The organism is Pedobacter sp. GW460-11-11-14-TSB4 (genome assembly GCF_059423705.1).
The window spans coordinates 281,290-299,013 of sequence record NZ_JBWKYI010000003.1 but is presented as its reverse complement, the minus strand read 5'-3'; the positions used below and the strand labels follow the sequence as shown (position 1 = coordinate 299,013).

9 protein-coding genes are annotated in these 17,724 nt (G+C 41.3%); 8 read left to right on the top strand and 1 reads right to left on the bottom strand.

Features of this window, described 5'->3' with window-relative positions:
• Positions 1-9: 9 nt before the first annotated feature.
• The gene (locus AC07YT_RS05670) at positions 10-2,013 is read right to left on the bottom strand and encodes an alpha-L-arabinofuranosidase family protein (protein WP_086547227.1); all 2,004 of its coding nucleotides are present in this window, start codon (positions 2,011-2,013) and stop codon (positions 10-12) included.
• A gap of 466 nt (positions 2,014-2,479) precedes the next feature.
• Between AC07YT_RS05670 and AC07YT_RS05665 the strand changes: the two genes are divergently transcribed.
• The 8 genes from AC07YT_RS05665 (at position 2,480) to AC07YT_RS05630 (ending at position 17,645) form a co-directional block, all read left to right on the top strand.
• Positions 2,480-4,882, top strand: a complete 2,403-nt coding sequence (locus AC07YT_RS05665) for a hypothetical protein (protein WP_145954263.1) — start codon at positions 2,480-2,482, stop codon at positions 4,880-4,882.
• A 55-nt stretch (positions 4,883-4,937) separates the two neighbouring features.
• Positions 4,938-6,827: a rhamnogalacturonan lyase gene (locus AC07YT_RS05660; RefSeq protein WP_086547224.1), complete on the top strand. Its 1,890-nt coding sequence runs from the start codon at positions 4,938-4,940 to the stop codon at positions 6,825-6,827.
• 12 nt (positions 6,828-6,839) lie between these two features.
• Positions 6,840-7,607 carry a rhamnogalacturonan acetylesterase gene (locus AC07YT_RS05655; RefSeq protein ID WP_086547223.1) on the top strand — a complete coding sequence of 256 codons (768 nt, stop codon included), beginning with the start codon at positions 6,840-6,842 and terminating at the stop codon, positions 7,605-7,607.
• A 140-nt stretch (positions 7,608-7,747) separates the two neighbouring features.
• Positions 7,748-8,539: a rhamnogalacturonan acetylesterase gene (locus AC07YT_RS05650; RefSeq protein ID WP_086547222.1), complete on the top strand. Its 792-nt coding sequence runs from the start codon at positions 7,748-7,750 to the stop codon at positions 8,537-8,539.
• A 137-nt stretch (positions 8,540-8,676) separates the two neighbouring features.
• Entirely contained in the window at positions 8,677-11,538 is a 2,862-nt protein-coding gene (locus tag AC07YT_RS05645) for an exo-beta-1,4-galactosidase (protein WP_494945205.1), read from the top strand.
• Between the two features lie 16 nt (positions 11,539-11,554).
• Positions 11,555-12,682: a glycoside hydrolase family 88/105 protein gene (locus AC07YT_RS05640; protein ID WP_086547220.1), complete on the top strand. Its 1,128-nt coding sequence runs from the start codon at positions 11,555-11,557 to the stop codon at positions 12,680-12,682.
• Entirely contained in the window at positions 12,682-15,189 is a 2,508-nt protein-coding gene (locus AC07YT_RS05635; RefSeq protein ID WP_086547219.1) for a glycosyl hydrolase 115 family protein, read from the top strand. The genes AC07YT_RS05640 and AC07YT_RS05635 overlap by 1 nt, the downstream gene beginning before the upstream one ends.
• Positions 15,190-15,191: 2 nt before the next feature.
• Positions 15,192-17,645 carry a glycoside hydrolase family 31 protein gene (locus AC07YT_RS05630; RefSeq protein WP_086547218.1) on the top strand — a complete coding sequence of 818 codons (2,454 nt, stop codon included), beginning with the start codon at positions 15,192-15,194 and terminating at the stop codon, positions 17,643-17,645.
• The last annotated feature ends 79 nt before the right edge of the window (positions 17,646-17,724 follow it).

The window sequence follows — 17,724 nt, the reverse complement described above, 5'->3', positions numbered from 1 at the left end:
TCGTTAAATCTATGGGTTGAATGGGATTTTGATCACATTAAAAGAATAAGGTTTTAAAGCGATTTTCAGTTTTTTGCCTTTTAAATTAATGGTGCTTTTTTGCGGACTCACCGCTTCAGGATTTTCGAAAGAGTTGAGCTGATTCAGGTTGCTGTTCGCTATTTCCTCATTGGTGGCCTTACTTTTTAATCTCATTTTTCCTTCCAGGTCGAAATCGATGTTTTGTGCCTGACCTGAGTTGTTGGCAATTTTAATAATCAGTTCTTTTTTGACCTGATCGGTTACTGCAGAAGCATAAAGCCCATCCTGACCGATAATGTTTTTCTCATCAAGTGTAATGGAAACTACATCTGTTCCTTTGTTGGTTGAAAACTGTTTCTGCACATAATAATCCGGGGTGCCATAAGATTTTAAATTATCTACCCAGATCATATCGGGTGCCCACTGCCAGGCATCAATATGTGCAAAGAGTGGGGCATATGAGGCCATTTGTACCACATCGGCATTGCGCTCTAAACCTGTCATTAACGAAGCCGAAGCCAGCGCACTTTGCCAGTTATTTTTGCTGCTGCCTGTCAGGTTTTTATCCGCATGAACGGCATACTCACCAACAAAAATCTTCGAGCTGTTTCTGGGATAGTTATCATAACGCCCCGCATTTTTCAAAAACCAATCGGCGGGGCGGTAATAATGCTCATCAATAAAATCGGCGTTGTTGCTTCTTAATGTTGTATTAAGTAGGTTAAAGCGCTCGCCTTCAGGATCTGTCCCCGAGCTGTTGATCAGTTTAAAATCAGGATATTTGGCTTTTATGGCTTTAGTGAAAATGGCAACTCTTTCCAGGTATTGTGGTCCCCAGTTTTCATTTCCAACACCCATCATTTTTAAATTGAAAGGTTTGGGATGCCCCATCTCCGCACGCATTTTTCCCCATTTCGTTGTCACCTCACCATTGGCAAATTCGATCAAGTCCAAAGCATCCTGTACATACGGATCGAGTTCATCAAGGCTCGCCACTTCAGCTGAATTAAACTGACAGGCCATACCGCAATTTAATATCGGAAGTGCATCCGCGCCTATATCTTCTGCCAGTTGGAAATATTCGAAAAAGCCTAAACCAAAACTTTGGTAATAATCGGGTGCAGGGCGGTGTGCAAATTCCGTATTCCAGCGGTTCATAATCAGTTGTCTGTTTTCAATCGGACCGATGGTTTTCTTCCATTGGTAACGGTTGGCCAGATCAGTTCCTTCTACAATGCATCCTCCCGGAAAACGGATAAAACCGGGTTTCATATCGGCCAGTAACTGCACCATATCGGCCCTTAATCCTTGCGGACGGTTTTTCCAGGTATCGCCAGGGAACAGCGAAATCATATCGAGGTCGATATTGCCATTTCCCTGAAACAGAATAGAGAATTTGGCTTTCGGATCGGTTTCGGTAGCGGTAAAACTTGCCGATTGTTTATGCCAGTCGTTACCCGTTTGGTCTGGGGTTAAACTCCCTTGTCCGATGATTTTATTGTTTGCGTCTTTTAGTAAGAGTACGAGTTTAACACCTGGTTTTGATTGACGGTACATCAGTGAAAAATCGTAACGCAGCCCTTTTTTTACGCCGATGCCTTTAAAACCCTCGTTAAGGAGTTCAAAATCGTCAGTTTGTTTTTTTACCTGTAAATATCTTGGATTGGCGGTGTTTACTTCCTTACGGTTTACCACCAATATTTCACCTTCCTGTGGTCTTTTTCGCTGGATGGTCCAGCCCATTAATGGTTTTGCAAACTCAAATGAACGGTTTTTGATCAGTTCGGCATAAATACCACCATCAGCACCAAAGTTAATATCCTCAAAAAAAACACCCCACATATTCGGCTGCACCCTGGCAATAGAATGGTCTGTTTTCACTTTGATCACTTTTGCCGTTTGCGCCTGCACTTCCGGGAGATGTCCAATTCCAATTACAGCATACACTATGCACGCCGAAAACACACTTTTTACGGGGTAATTTAATTTCATACGGTTTAATATTTGGAAGATCTAATGGTAAAAGTAAAATATTTAAAATAATAAACGTCATAAGAACATTTATTTTTTTCATCATTAATAATTTTGTCCGTAAATTCTACAATCTTAGCATGGCTAAAAACAATGCAGATCATTCAAATGTGGATAGAGGTAGTAAAAGGGTTTAGTAAAGTAACTTTTTACTTGATGTTTAAAATTTATTTTATTGAAACCTTTAAAATCTTTCTTGTAACATATTGTCATCGTGAAAAAGCAGGATACTACAGGATGCGCCTTCAAAATATACTATTTACATTCGACATGAATCATTTAATGGCCGCTACCCCGCGGCGGTTAAAATTCACTAACCAATAACACATGATGAGCCTTCATTTCTTCAATATTCTGGTATTGACTATGTTTTTTTGTAGGGCTTTTGTGTGCAAAATAGCTGGTGCACATGCTTGACAAAAGAATTATGAAGCTCAAAAAATACATTTTGCTATGCCTTTTAAGTGCAGCAACACTTTGCGGTTCGGCGCAACAAAAAGCTGCAGATAAACAATCGGTTAAACTCTTTTTTGAGAAATCATACCTACAGGTAGACCGTAGTTATTACAGTACTGGCGAAGATGTTTGGTTTAGCGCCTACCTGGTAAATGGAAAAAGCAGTAGTTTAACCGCTACCAGCAATAATTTATATGTGGAGTTGCTTTCTCCAAAATCAGAAGTTATAGACCGGAAAATGATCAGGTTGGATGGTGGATTGGGAAAAGGGGATTTTAAACTGAAAGATTCTATTCCATCAGGTTGGTATGGCATTCGGGCTTACACCAATTGGATGCGGAACTTTGGAGACGATTTTGTTTTCCAGAAACGGATCCATATTAGCAATAACATTATCGAGAACGCTTCTTATTTTACACGTAATCCGGTTAAAAAAAACGATGTTTCCAATTTGAAGAAATCGATAGCTTTTTTCCCTGAGGGTGGTTCATTAGTTGAAGGATTAAGCAGTATTGTAGCCTTTAAAACGAATGATGACCTTGGAAATGGGATCAAAGCAACGGGTAGTGTGATCTCCTCAAAAGGAGATACCGTAACCACTTTCCAAAGCACTGATGCTGGAATGGGCATTTTTGCTTTTACGCCCAAAGCCGATGAGAAATATAAGGTTGAAGGATTTTATGGTAAAGAAAAGTTTTCTTCCGAAATGCCCGTCAGCCTTAAAAAAGGACTCTCATTACGTATTACGCATGATTCTTTAAATATAAAAGCAAACATTAGTGCCAATGAATTGATGTTTAGCGAGCTGAAGGATAAGAATATTTCGCTCGTCATAAAACATGCAGGTGATCATATTTATTCCGGATCGGTTAAATTAAGTAAAGCTACAGTATCGGTATCTATCCCAACAAAAGGTTTCCCGAATGGTATTGCAAGTATAACCCTGTTGGATGACCAGAACAGGCCGAATTGTGAACGACTTATTTTTATACAGGACGAAAATAAGGTCAATTTCTCCATCGTTCCCAACAAAACGGTTTATAAACCCAGAGAAAAAGTGCTGATTAAGGTTAAAGCAACCAATTTTCTGGGTCAGCATGCTCAAACGGCATTTTCTTTAGCTGCGGTTGACGGACTTATTCCGGATGATGGAAATGATATTGTTTCGTATTTGATGCTGCAATCGGAAATAAAAGGAGATATTAAAAATGCTTCGCAATATTTCGATGTTAAAAACCCATCGCGCTTAAAACAACTCGACTTATTGTTGCTTACCCAGGGCTGGAGAGATTATACCTGGAGAAAACTGGCCGATTCGGCAATTAAAATAAGCTATTTGCCTGAACCCGGCATTACGATAAAAGGACTGGTACGAGAGAAACTGGCCGATAAACCCCTTCCGAATATGAATATTACCTTGTTCGGGACTAATTTTACCGGTGATAAGATCTTTACAACAAAAACCGATCAGAATGGACGTTATTTTCTTGATGGGCTTAGTTGGTATGGCAATCAAACGGTAAAAATTTCATCAAAAGATGATAAGGGGAAAAAAGGTGGCTGGTTACAGATCGATACGCTGATTAAACCCTTAAATTTAGCGCCCTTTAAACCGATCTCATCTGGAATTTCGAACACCCTGAATGTAGAGATTGGAAAGCGCATGGATTATAACCGGACTTACAAATTTGGCGATTCGATCAGCTTGAAAGATATTGAAATTAAAGCCGCTCAAAATAATAAGGTGGTCCTGTTTCAGGATATACTTACCTCATTTGGCTATCCTGAGGAAGTTTTCAATATTTCAGCAGCCGATTATTCGTACAAAGGATTAGAGCATTTTCTGTTAACAAAGGCCAAAGGAAGTTATCCGGCAGAAGAAAACGATACACTGGGAAATGAAGGCATCACTTTTCTTGCGAATGGAAAAAAAGTTAGACCGGTGATTAAGGTAAACAACAGGGAAGAGCTCTTTACCGAGCGATTGGATTACTATAGTTTAACCATGGATCAGATTAATCAGGTTAGAATTCAGCATTTGTTAAACAGCAGTGGGAAAGATGTATTCCTGATCAGCCTTAATTTGAAAGATGAGGCTTTACGCGGACCAAATTTAGATTTGCTGAACCTCAATTTAAACGGTTATTATGCTGCAAGAACTTTTTACTCGCCAAATTACAGCAGTCCGGCAACGCCAAATAAAGATTTACGTACCACCGTTTTCTGGTCACCATCGATAAAAACCAACCAAAACGGCGAAGCCACGATTAGCTATTTCAATGGCGATAACAAAACAGATATTTTAATTAAAGCCGATGGAATTACAGATAAAGGAGTAGCAGTATCGGGTAAAACAAGCTATAAAGTTCAATAACCTTCAGTTAAACCATGAATCAAACCTATTTTTTAATTAGCATTTATACGCCTTTATGATTAAAACCATTATAACCTCCTGCTTCATTTTTAGCCTATTCTGCGCGACCTCACTTTTCGCTCAACGCGAAATGGAAGCACTTGGCAGAGGTGTTGTGGCCGTACACATGCCCGGCGACAGTGTTTTTGTCAGCTGGCGGGTTTTAGGTACCGATCCCGATCAGATTTCTTTTAACCTCTACAGGAGAACAAACCATTCGGATCCTGTAAAATTGAACCAAAATCCAATAACCGGAGCAACAATTTTTACGGATAAAAAGATAGATTTTACAGTTGAAAATCAATGGTTTGTAAAACCGGTGATCAATGGAAAAGAAAAAGCCGAAAGTGCTCCTTTCACATTGCCTCAAAATACGGAGGCAAAACCTTATTTATCTGTCCCCTTAAAAACACTGGCAGGTTATACACCTAACGATATTTCAGTAGGGGATTTAGATGGCGACGGGGAATATGAAATTGTTTTACACCAGGTGGGCATAGGAAAAGATAACTCGCAGGCGGGTATCACAACAGATCCCTTACTGGAGGCGTATAAATTAGATGGTACGTTTTTATGGCGCATTAATTTAGGAAAGAATATCCGTGAGGGCGCGCATTATACCCAATTTATGGTGTACGATTTAGATGGAGATGGCAGAGCAGAAGTGGCCTGTAAAACAGCTGATGGCACTATGGACGGAAAAGGGAAGTTTATAGGTGATACCACTAAAGATTGGCGAAACAAAAATGGATATATTTTAGCAGGCCCGGAGTTTTTAACTGTTTTTGATGGCTTAACCGGAGCAGAAATGACCACCACGCAGTTTATTCCCCCGCGTGCACCGAATCTGGAACCCTCAACCGATGAATTAAAGAAAAGCTGGGGTGATGGTTACGGAAACAGAATGGACCGCTTTTTGGCTGCAATAGCTTATCTCGATGGAAAACATCCCAGTTTAATTATGAGCAGGGGCTACTATACCCGAACTTTTATTACCGCCTGGGATTTTAAAGGTAAAAAACTGCACAAAAGATGGGCTTTTGATAGTGGCGACCCCGGAAATAAAGGCTATAGCGGGCAGGGAAACCATAATTTAAGTATTACAGATGTAGATAATGATGGCAAGGATGAAATTATTTATGGGGCCATGACCATTGATGATAATGGAAAGGGTTTGTACACCACTGGTTTAGGGCACGGAGATGCGTTACATGTTGGCGATCTGGATCCGGACCGGCCAGGATTGGAGGTTTTTGATATTCAGGAAAAATTTTCTGACGCCGGAGCAAGCTTCAGGGATGCCAGAACCGGAGAAATATTATGGAAAAAAGCATCTGTAAAAGCCGGCGAAGATGGCGAAGGTCCTGGTAGGGGACTGGCTTTAAATATCGATCCAAGGTATAGGGGTTCAGAATGCTGGGTTGCAGGTGCAGGCATAACCGGAATGTTCGATGCTAAGGGAAACAAAATTTCGTCAGTTACCCCGAGTGTTAATTTCGGTATTTTTTGGGATGGAGATTGCCAGAGCGAAATTCTAAATTCGACGACAATCGATAAATGGGATTACGAAAACGCCAAAACGGTTAGGTTGCTCAATGCAAGGATGTATAACTGTTTATCAAACAATGGCACTAAATCAACCCCGGCTTTATCGGCTGATATTTTAGGCGACTGGCGCGAAGAAGTGATTTATCGCACGGCTGATGCCAGTGAATTGAGGATTTTTACCACCACCATTCCAACCACGCACCGTTTTTATACCTTCATGCACGATCCGCAGTACCGTTTGAGCATTGCCTGGCAAAATGTGGGCTATAATCAGCCCCCGCATACCAGTTTTTACATGGGCGACGATATGAATAAACCACCAAAACCAAATATTAAATTAATCGGGTACCATCAATAATATTAAACAAGAATGAGAAAATATAGCTTTATCCTGGCGGGACTGATCATCATCATTTCATCTTTTGCCTTTATTGCGCAGCACAAACCGGCTCTTCATACCATTGGCGATTCTACCGTTCGCAATTCGAACAAAGAAACCTGGGGCTGGGGAACACCAATTGCATCCCTGTTCGATACCACAAAAATCCATGTAGAAAATAATGCCATGGCCGGGAGAAGTACACGCACTTTTTTATCAGAAGGCCGGTGGGATAAGGTCCTGGAAACATTAAAACCAGGCGATTTCGTTACGATGCAGTTCGGGCACAATGACGGAAGTGCACCTGATACCACCAAAGCCGGTAGAAGAGGTGTGTTAAGAGGCACCGGTGAAGAAACCAAAGTACTAACCTGGCCTGATGGAAAGGTAGAAACGGTACATACCTATGGCTGGTATATCCGCAAATTTGTACGCGAAACCAAAGCCAAAGGCGCTACGCCGATTGTATTATCGATGATCCCCAGGAACATTTTTAAAGATGGCAAAGTGCTTCGGGCGAATAACGATTTCGGAAAATGGGCCGCTGAAGTTGCGAAAGAAGAAAATGCTTATTTCGTCGACCTGAATAAAATTACAGCCGATAAATATGATGCGCTCGGTCCGGATAAAGTAAAACAATATTTCCCTGGCGACCATACCCATACCAATTTAGACGGTGCAAAAGTTAACGCCGAATCTGTTGTAGAAGGAATTAAAGAATTGAAAGATTGTAATTTGAAAAAGTATTTGAAAGACTAGAAGACGGAGGTCCGAAAGTCCGATGTCCGAAGATTAAGGAGCATAGCAAATCACCCGAAAATCAATCTTAGTAATCTAATAATCTGTGTAATCAGCCCTGAAAGGGTGTAATCAATCCCGAGGGGAGTAATCATTATCATATGAAATCAACTAAATACCTATATCTAATTCTCTTAACTATCTTCATTATCTTTTCTTCCTGCGTCATCTTGAAACAGCAGGCAAAACCCACTTTATTCCTCATTGGCGATTCGACCGTTAAAAACGGGAAAGGCAAAGGCGATGGTTCTTTATGGGGCTGGGGAAGTTTTATCGGTAATCTATTTAACACGGAGAAAATCAATGTCGAAAATGATGCACTTGGCGGCACCAGCAGTCGTACTTTTCAAACCAATGGTTTGTGGGATGCGGTTTTGGCAAAAGTAAAAAAAGGCGATTTTGTGATGATGCAGTTTGGCCATAACGATAGCAGTCCGCTGGATGATACCGCCCGTGCCCGTGGTACCATAAAAGGCATTGGAACGGAAAGTAAAGAAATTTACAACCCGATTAAGAAAAAGCAGGAAGTGGTATACACGTATGGCTGGTACCTGCGCAAATTCATTAACGACATCAAAGCTAAAGGCGCAACGCCGATTGTTTGCTCACCAATTCCACGCAATCCGGTTAAAGATAACGCGGTGGTTTTAGCCAACGACAGTTATGCGGGTTGGGCCGAAGCCGTGGCAAAAGCCGAAAAAGTTGATTTTATTCCATTAAATCAGCTCATTAAAGATCAATATGCCGCTTTAAGTGCGACTGAGGTAAAGACATTTTTTACCGAGAAAGACCACACCCATACCAACGAAGCCGGTGCGAAGTTAAATGCAGCGACTGTGGTAGAAGGCCTAAAGAAATTAAAAACCAATAAACTGAATAGCTACCTGAAATAAGTCACCGGGCAGGATACTACAGGATGCTTTCCTGCCGATATTGTTTTATTTTAACAGCCTAACCAAATACCAGCGGTGATAAGCCGTTCAATTTTATGCAGATACAGATAAACCGGGTTTTCATAGTGCTGATAGGCATGGCTTTAATATTTTTAAGCATTCCGAAAACACATGCCCAAAGTATTTCACTGGCAGGCAAATGGCGTTTCAAAATAGATGCTAAAGATGAAGGCATAAAAGGAAAATGGTATTCATCCGTTCTTCCTGAATCCGTTAATCTACCAGGTTCGATGGCCGAAAATTTAAAAGGCGATGATATTACCCTCAAAACAAAGTGGACCGGAAGCATTTACGATAGTTCTTACTTTTTCCACCCCCGTTTAGAAAAATACCGTAAACCCGGTAACTTAAAAATACCTTTCTGGTTAACCCCTGCAAAACATTATACCGGTGCGGCCTGGTATCAGAAAGCTATCGAAATCCCCGCCAGCTGGAAGGGTAAGCGGCTGGTATTATCTTTAGAGTATCCCCATTCCGAAACAAGGGTTTGGATAGACGATATCGAAATCGGGACGCAATTTACCTTTGTAGTCGCTCAGAATTTTGAACTCCCGCCAAATTTGAAAGCTGGAAAACATACCATCACTTTACTGATTGATAACCGCATCAAGGCAATCAATGTAGGGCAGGATTCGCATAGTTTAACCGATCATACCCAGGGAAACTGGAATGGGGTGGTAGGCAAAATGGAACTGCTGGCCGGCTCGCCTGTTTATTTTGATGATATCCAGGTTTACCCTGATCTGAAAAATAAGTCTGCCAAAGTTAAAATCCAGTTGAAAGCCAATGCCGGCGAATCCTCTACCGGGAAAATTACGCTGGCTGCTACAACTTTCAATACCAAAAATATCCTGCAGGTCAAACCAGTAACAGCGGCTTATCAGATCACAAATGGTGAAGGCAGCCTGGAAATCAATTTGCCAATGGGCAATAAAATAGCCACCTGGGATGAGTTCGATCCGGCATTATACCGTTTAACCGCCACACTGAATTCGAAAGACGGTAAAAAAGATGAGAAAAAAATACAGTTCGGCATGCGCGAATTTAAAGCGGTAGGCAGAACTTTTGAAATCAATGGCCGTCCGGTTTTTTTACGCGGTACGGTTAATAATTGCGAATTTCCGCTAACCGGTTACCCATCAATGGATGTTGCGGCATGGCTACGTATTTTTAAAATTTCGAAAGCCCATGGCTTAAACCACATGCGTTTTCATTCATTTTGTCCTCCTGAAGCTGCCTTTATTGCCGCAGATCAGATAGGTTTTTACCTGCAGCCAGAAGGACCGAGCTGGGCCAATCATGGTTCGTCAATCGGAGATGGAAAACCGATCGATCAGTTTATTTATGATGAAACCAACCGCATGGCTAAAAGCTATGGCAATTATGCATCTTTTTGTATGATGGCCTATGGAAATGAACCGCGGGGCAGGCAGGTTGAATATCTGACCAAATTTAATAATTACTGGAAAGCCAAAGATTCGAGACGTCTGTACACCGGCGCATCGGTTGGTGGAAGCTGGCCGGTTATTCCAAACAACGAATTTATGGTACGTGCAGGTGCCAGGGGTTTAGACTGGGGCAGAAAACCAGAAAGCATTTCCACTTATGCCAAACAGATCGAACAGTGTACGGTGCCCTTTGTGGCACACGAAATGGGACAATATTGTGCCTTTCCTAATTTCGATGAAATCAAAAAATATACCGGTGTTTATCGCGCAAAGAACTTCGAAATGTTTCAGGAAGATCTTAAAGACCACGATATGGCCGATCAGGCGCATGACTTTTTAATGGCTTCGGGCAAATTACAAGCCCTTTGTTATAAAAATGAAATCGAAAAAGCATTGCGGACGCCAAATTACAATGGTTACCAGCTTTTATCCTTAAATGATTATCCCGGACAGGGAACAGCGCTAGTTGGTGTATTGGATGCCTTCTGGGATGAGAAAGGTTATATCACCGCGAAAGCATTCAAACGTTTTTCTAACAGTACAGTGCCTCTGCTAAAAGTTTCGAAGTTTGTTTTTACCAATAATGAAACTTTAGCAGCTGCGGTAGAGGTGTCCCATTTTGGGAAAGCAACGATAGAAAATGCAAAACTCTCCTGGACGCTCAAAGATGAAGGGGGCACAAATGTGGCGAAAGGTAGTTTCGATCCTAAAACCTTAGCTATAACCAATTGCATAACCATCGGAGAGATTAAATTTCCCCTAAATAGCATAACAAAAGCAACCAAACTGAAACTGGAGGTTACCATTGATGGAACTGAATTCGCGAACGACTGGAGTTTCTGGGTTTATCCTGCAGAATTACCACAGGTTAAAAGCAATGTATATTACTGTACCAGTTTAGATGACAAAGCCCAGTCGGTTTTGGCCGAAGGGGGCAATGTTTTCCTCAATGCATCAGGCAAAGTGGTAAAAGGAAAAGAAGTGGTGCAGACTTTTTTACCGGTGTTTTGGAATACCTCATGGTTTAAAATGCGTCCGCCACATACACTGGGTATTTTATGCGACCCAAAACATGCTGCTTTTAACAATTTCCCGACCGATTTCCACAGCGATATGCAATGGTGGGAGATTGTCAATAAATCGCAGGTGATGAACCTCGAAGATTTTCCATCGGGCTTTAAGCCAATTATTCAGCCGATCGATACCTGGTTTTTGAACCGCCGTTTGGCGCTGGTTTTTGAGGCGAAAGTGGGTAAGGGGAAATTAGTAGTTTCGAGCGCCAATCTTTCGCCTGATTTAAAAGATAGCCCGGCGGCTCAGCAGCTTTATTTCAGTTTGCAGCAATACATGATATCTGATCAGTTTAATCCAAAATATGAAGTGGCTTTTAATACCTTAAAAGATATCTTCGAAAGTCCGTCGAAAATCCAGTTCGATACTTTTACAAAAGATAGTCCGGACGAATTAAAACCAAAACCGAAAACCAATTAAGATAAGCGAAACCACCATGAAGAAATTTATATTCAGCTCCGCTATACTATTCAGCATATCTGTCCAGTTACTTTTGGCACAGAAAATCCCAAATAAAAGGGAAGTTCTAAAAGTATTAAAATCTACAAACGCTTATTTTATGAATAAGTGGCCTGATGCCGGGAAATCGATCATAACCAACCGGGAAAGGCCAAGCAACATCTGGACAAGGGCCGTTTATTACGAAGGATTAATGAATCTTTATCAAATCCATCCTGAAAAAGCATATTATGATTATGCCGTTCAATGGGGGCAAAAACATAACTGGGGTTTAAGAAATGGCATTAGCACCAAAAATGCCGACGATCAGGCCTGTGGACAAACCTATATCGATCTTTACCTGATTGATCAGCAGCCCGAGCGCATCAAGGATATTAAAGCCTCGATCGATCTGGTGATTAAATCGGGCAAGGTAAACGATTGGACCTGGATCGATGCGATACAAATGGGGATGCCTGTTTTCGCCAAATTGGGCAAATTATATAACGATACCACCTATTACAATTACATGTACAAAATGTACCTACACTCCAAAAATACTGAAGGTGGTGGTTTGTACAATGCCAAAGATGGCCTTTGGTGGCGCGATAAAGATTTTGTGCCGCCTTACAAAGAACCTAACGGAGAAGATTGTTATTGGGCTCGAGGAAACGGATGGGTTGTGGCTGCACTGGTACGTGTATTGGAAATTATCCCTGAAAATGAACCTCACCGCAATGAATATTTAAAAACCTATCACGAAATGATCAAAGCTTTGGTGCCGATCCAGCGTACTGATGGTTTTTGGAATGTAAGTTTACATGATGCCACGCATTTTGGTGGTAAAGAAACTTCAGGTACTGCCTTGTTTGTATATGGTATGGCCTGGGGGGTAAACCAGGGGATTTTAGATAAGGCGACTTATTTGCCTATCATTACCAAAGCCTGGAATGCCATGACCAAAGATGCTGTTCAGAAAAACGGATCCATCGGTTTTATGCAGGGAACAGGTAAAGAGCCAAAAGATGGGCAACCGGTAACCTATACCAGTGTACCTGATTTTGAAGATTATGGTTTGGGCTGTTTTTTATTGGCCGGAACTGAAGTTTATAAACTTAAAAAATAATGAAAATGAATGTCAGAAACCTGGCTGCTTTATCGATATTAATGTGGTTGTTCTTGCTGCCTAAACAAAATATGGCACAAAGGGCAGGCATTGCTGTTTCTGAAATTAACAGTGTTTCATCGTTCCCGATTGTTGACGGAGGAAAAGCATCATCCATTTATATCGATGCAAAGGATGCCGAAGTGGTAGGAATTGCGGCTACTGCTTTTAAGGATGACATTCAATTATTAACTGGCCTTACTTCGCCGGTTTTTAAAAATAATACAACTTTAAGTGCCTATCCGATCATTATCGGTACAATAGGTCAATCATTTTATATCGATCAACTGGCTAAAGCCGGGAAAATCGACCGTACCACTTTAGCCGGCAAATGGGAAACTTTTTCGGTTTCGGTGATCGAAAACCCTTTAAAAGGCGTAAAAAGAGCATTGGTGATAGCCGGAAGTGACAGGAGAGGAACAGCCTATGGTGTATTTCAATTGTCAAGGATGCTTGGCGTATCACCCCTTTGTTGGTGGGCGGATGTGAAGCCTGCAACAAAAAAATCGTTATATGTAAAAGCTGGTCAGCCTTTAGTGGAGTCGCCATCAGTTAAATACCGTGGTATTTTTATCAATGATGAAGATTGGGGCATTCAGCCCTGGGCAGCTAAAATGATGGATACAGATGTGAAAGATATTGGTCCGAAAACCTACACCAAAATATTCGAATTACTGCTTAGGTTAAAAGCCAATTACATCTGGCCGGGTATGCATCCTTCAACCAAAGCGTTTTATTATTATGCCAACAATCCGGTCATGGCCGATAAATATGCCATTGTTTTAGGTTCCAGTCACTGCGAACCGATGCTGCGGAATAATGTTTTCGAATGGGCAGAGAATTTTGAACATGAATACGGTAAAAAACCTGGCGAATGGCGTTACGATCTGAATAAAAATGAAATGGCCAATTACTGGACTGACCGTGTAAAACAAGCTAAAAATTACGAATCGGTTTATACCGTTGGGATGCGTGGCATTCACGACGGCAGTATGCCAGGACCGAAAGATAAAAATGCAAAAGTAAATTTGCTGGGCGAAATCATAACTGATCAAAGAACAATTTTAAGCAAGAATATTACTAAACCCGTAAGCACTATCCCACAGATTTTTTGCCCTTACAAAGAGGTTTTATCTTTATATCAGGCAGGATTGAAACTTCCTGATGATGTAACCATTGTCTGGGCGGATGATAATCATGGTTATATCCGTCAGCTTTCGAACCCTGAAGAACAAAAACGATCGGGCGGAAGTGGGGTGTATTACCATATTTCGTACTGGGGTGCCCCGCAAGACTACCTGTGGCTTTCTTCTATTTCTCCATCCTTGATTTCTTATGAGTTAAGCAAAGCCTACCAGTACAAAGCTGATCGACTTTGGGTCATAAATGTGGGTGATATTAAACCTGCTGAAATGGAAACACAATTTGCGATGGACCTGGCCTGGAATGTAAATCAATGGAAGCCGGAAAATGCAGATCGATATGCCGAAAGCTGGGCCGCTGAAACCTTTAGCGCTGAGTTTGCAAAACCCATTGCCGAGATAAAAGCCGTTTATTACCGTTTGGCACATGCTGCTAAACCAGAGCATATGGCCAGTGTTACTTTCACTGATGAGCAGGCCGAAGAAAGATTGGCCGCTTATGAAAAGATTTACAATCAGGCTAAAAGTTTAAATGATCAGATCCCTGCACGTTTAAAAGATGCTTATTTCGAATTGATTTTGTACCCCGTTGAAGGTGCCATGCTGATGAACCAAAAGATTTTATACGCCAAAAAAAGTTTGGCCTTAGCGGCAAACGGAGATCAATCGGCTTTGACTTATTCGAAAAAATCGAAAGCTGCTTTTGAACAGATCCAGTTGATTACCAAAAAATACAATGAAGAAATTTCAGGTGGCAAGTGGAACGGCATGATGAGCTGGAAACCTCGCGATTTAGCCGTTTTTAAAATGCCAAAAGTGGCCGATTCTATTGCTGCGAGACCATCAGGTGCAGTAGCGAAAACTGAAAATAAAATAATTCTTCGTGCTGCTAAATATGCCGAGAAATCTGTTCCAAAAGGAGTAACATTACAAACTTTAAAGGGATTGGGTTTAGGTGGCGATGGTATTTCTCTATATCCTTTTACTTTTAAGCCTGTGAGCGATAATAAGCTTCAAAATGCTGCTTTTACCATTTATAATGTTGATTTTAAAACACAGGGTGAGCACCAGATCGAAGTAAAATGCCTGCCTACCCAAGGGGTTAATAACGGCATTAAAGTGCGTTATGCCATTTCTGTAAATAACGATACACCACAGATCATAAACATTTCTCCGGCTTCAGAAAATAACATCTGGAAACAGAATGTATTACAAGGTTACGCTTCAGGTTTAACCAAACACGAGATTAATAAAACAGGTAAATCGACGGTAAAAATTTATATGCTCGATCCGGGCTTGGTAATTAACCAGTTGGAAATACAATAAATATGATGAAGAAACTTTTAGCTTTTGCACTAACCTTAATTTTTATATTTTCTATTGCCAGGGCACAAAGCATTGGCGATTATAAATCTGGTTTTAAGAAAACGGGAAATACCATTTCATTTTCAACCACAAGGGGAGAAGTGAAATTCGAATTCTGTACACCGGAAATATTCAGGATCAGAAGCAGCTGGAGCGGTAAATTCGAAGCCAACGAAAACCTGATGGTAATCAATTACAGCTTGGCTAATGTTGCGGTTAAAGTTTCGGATAAAAAAGATCATTTTTTGCTTGCTACAGCAAAGTTGGTGGTTAAATTATACAAGGCCCCTTTCAGGATTGATGTTTTTGATGCTAAAGGTAAATTGCTGAGTAGCGAATTAAAGGGAGCGGTAAGTAAAGAAAATACGCAGGTTGGGGTAAGCAAAAAACTGCAGGCCGATGAACATTTTTTTGGTTTTGGCGAACGCATGGATTTTATGGATCGCCGTTTTAAAAAACTAACCTTAAATGTGGGCCGTGGTAAAGGTTTGCCGCATGCCATTGGTGCTTACAATATATTAGAGGCCAATTATTGTCCGGTTCCGTTTTTTATGAGTACAAAAGGCTACGGTATTTTCTTCCATAATTCCTTTGCCACCGAATGGGATATGGGCGCCACGAAAAAAGATCAGTACAGTTTTAAAGCAGCTGATGGAGAATTAGATTATTATTTCATGTATGGGCCAACTTTTCCGGCCATTTTAGATCACTATACCAGTATTACCGGCAAATCGCCGATGCTACCGCAGTTTGCCTTAGGACTACATGCTGGTACGTATAGCGGAGGTACGTGGGGGCATGAGGCTCAATCTTCTGATCATTATGTGGTTGAGCTGGCAAAAAAATACAGGTCATTGGGCATTCCGGTTGATTTGTTGTGGCTGGATTCTACCTGGCGCTTATTTGGCGAAAATGGCGGTAAAGGTGCCACTTCTTTCGAATGGAGAGAAACCTTTAAAGATCCAAAATCGATGTTCGATAGCATTTACGCCATGAACTATAAAATGGTGGGCTTGCATCTTCGTCCGCGGTTTGATAATGCCAAAAAATTAAACCTGTTAGATCAGGCGAGGGAAAAAGGTTATACCTATCCTGAAAATGGTAAACCCGGCGAATTTGTAAACTTTTTCGATGAAAAGGCTACACAGTGGTGGTGGGATAACGGTGTAATGCGGGTAGCAAAATTGGGGGCAAAATTCCTCAAAACAGACGAAGGCAGTGCTTTTGGATCTTTAGCCAACGAAAGTGAGAAAGTAGGGCCAACCGGAAAAGATGCCGAACGTTTACATAATCTTTTCCCTATCGCTTATGCCAAAGCGCCGTTTTTGGAGTTTGAACGATTTAATGGCTTTAGGGGATTGAACCAAACCCGTGAAGGTTATTCAGGTATCCAACGTTATCCTTATATTTTCGCAGGCGATTGGCCTAGCGAGTGGCAATATTTTGCTCCGGTAATTAAAGCGGGTCTAAATGTTGGTCTTTCAGGCGTAGGTTCATGGGCGCATTGTATGGGCGGTTTCGAGCATCAGGCTGATCCGGAATTGTATATCCGTTGGGTGCAGTTTGGGATGTTTAGTCCGATTGCCTTGGTTTTCGGGATGGATCACCCTGGTTATAAAGAGCCCTGGAAATATGGTGAAGATGCTTTGCGTAATTTTAAAAAATATGATCTGTTGCGTTACCGTTTATTCCCTTACCTGTACACGAGCATGCACCAGCAATATGAAACGGGTTTGCCGATGATGAGGGCTTTGGTTTTAAACCATCAGGATGACGAAAATGTATATGAAATTGGCGATCAGTATATGTTTGGCGATCATTTAATGGTCGCCCCGGTAACCACTAAAGGGGCCATTACCCGTTCGGTTTATCTGCCGGAAGGCACCTGGTTTAACTATTGGACAAATGAGAAATATGAAGGCAAAAGTTATCACCATGTGGTAGCGCCATTAGATACGATTCCTTTATTTGTTAAAGCGGGCAGCATTATTCCGATGCAGCCGGAAATGACCTACAGTGGCGAAAAACCCGTTGATGTGATTACCCTGGATGTTTTCCCTTACGGCGAATCTAAATATGACCTTTATGAAGATGATAATTTAAGCGCAGCCTACAAAACAGGAAGTTTTGCTTTAACGAAGATCACGTCTTTATTAACTGCATCAAATTTTACACTGAGAGTGGCCAAACCAGCAGGAAGTTTTAAGCCCAGTAAGCATAAATATCTGGCCAAAATACATTGGACAGGAAAAGCAGATCCTGCAACAGTTTCGGAGAATGGGCAAAAAATAAAAGCTTTAAAAACACCAGATCGTTTAGATAAAACTGAAGGCTGGTTTTATGATACCAGGAATAAAATACTCTGGATTAAATCGGCCGGAGATAACAGTACTGATTTGAGCTTTGTCGTGAATTAATGGGGGAGTTCCTCGGTCTGTGTCCTCACAGACCGAAACTGAACGATTTCAGTTTGGGTATAAAATAAATAATATTAGC

Coding starts and splice junctions, on each gene's coding strand:
- AC07YT_RS05670 (WP_086547227.1), bottom strand. CDS start 2,013: ATGAAATTAAATTACCCCGTAAAAAGTGTGTTTTCGGCGTGCATAGTG.
- AC07YT_RS05665 (WP_145954263.1), top strand. CDS start 2,480: ATGAAGCTCAAAAAATACATTTTGCTATGCCTTTTAAGTGCAGCAACA.
- AC07YT_RS05660 (WP_086547224.1), top strand. CDS start 4,938: ATGATTAAAACCATTATAACCTCCTGCTTCATTTTTAGCCTATTCTGC.
- AC07YT_RS05655 (WP_086547223.1), top strand. CDS start 6,840: ATGAGAAAATATAGCTTTATCCTGGCGGGACTGATCATCATCATTTCA.
- AC07YT_RS05650 (WP_086547222.1), top strand. CDS start 7,748: ATGAAATCAACTAAATACCTATATCTAATTCTCTTAACTATCTTCATT.
- AC07YT_RS05645 (WP_494945205.1), top strand. CDS start 8,677: ATGGCTTTAATATTTTTAAGCATTCCGAAAACACATGCCCAAAGTATT.
- AC07YT_RS05640 (WP_086547220.1), top strand. CDS start 11,555: ATGAAGAAATTTATATTCAGCTCCGCTATACTATTCAGCATATCTGTC.
- AC07YT_RS05635 (WP_086547219.1), top strand. CDS start 12,682: ATGAAAATGAATGTCAGAAACCTGGCTGCTTTATCGATATTAATGTGG.
- AC07YT_RS05630 (WP_086547218.1), top strand. CDS start 15,192: ATGATGAAGAAACTTTTAGCTTTTGCACTAACCTTAATTTTTATATTT.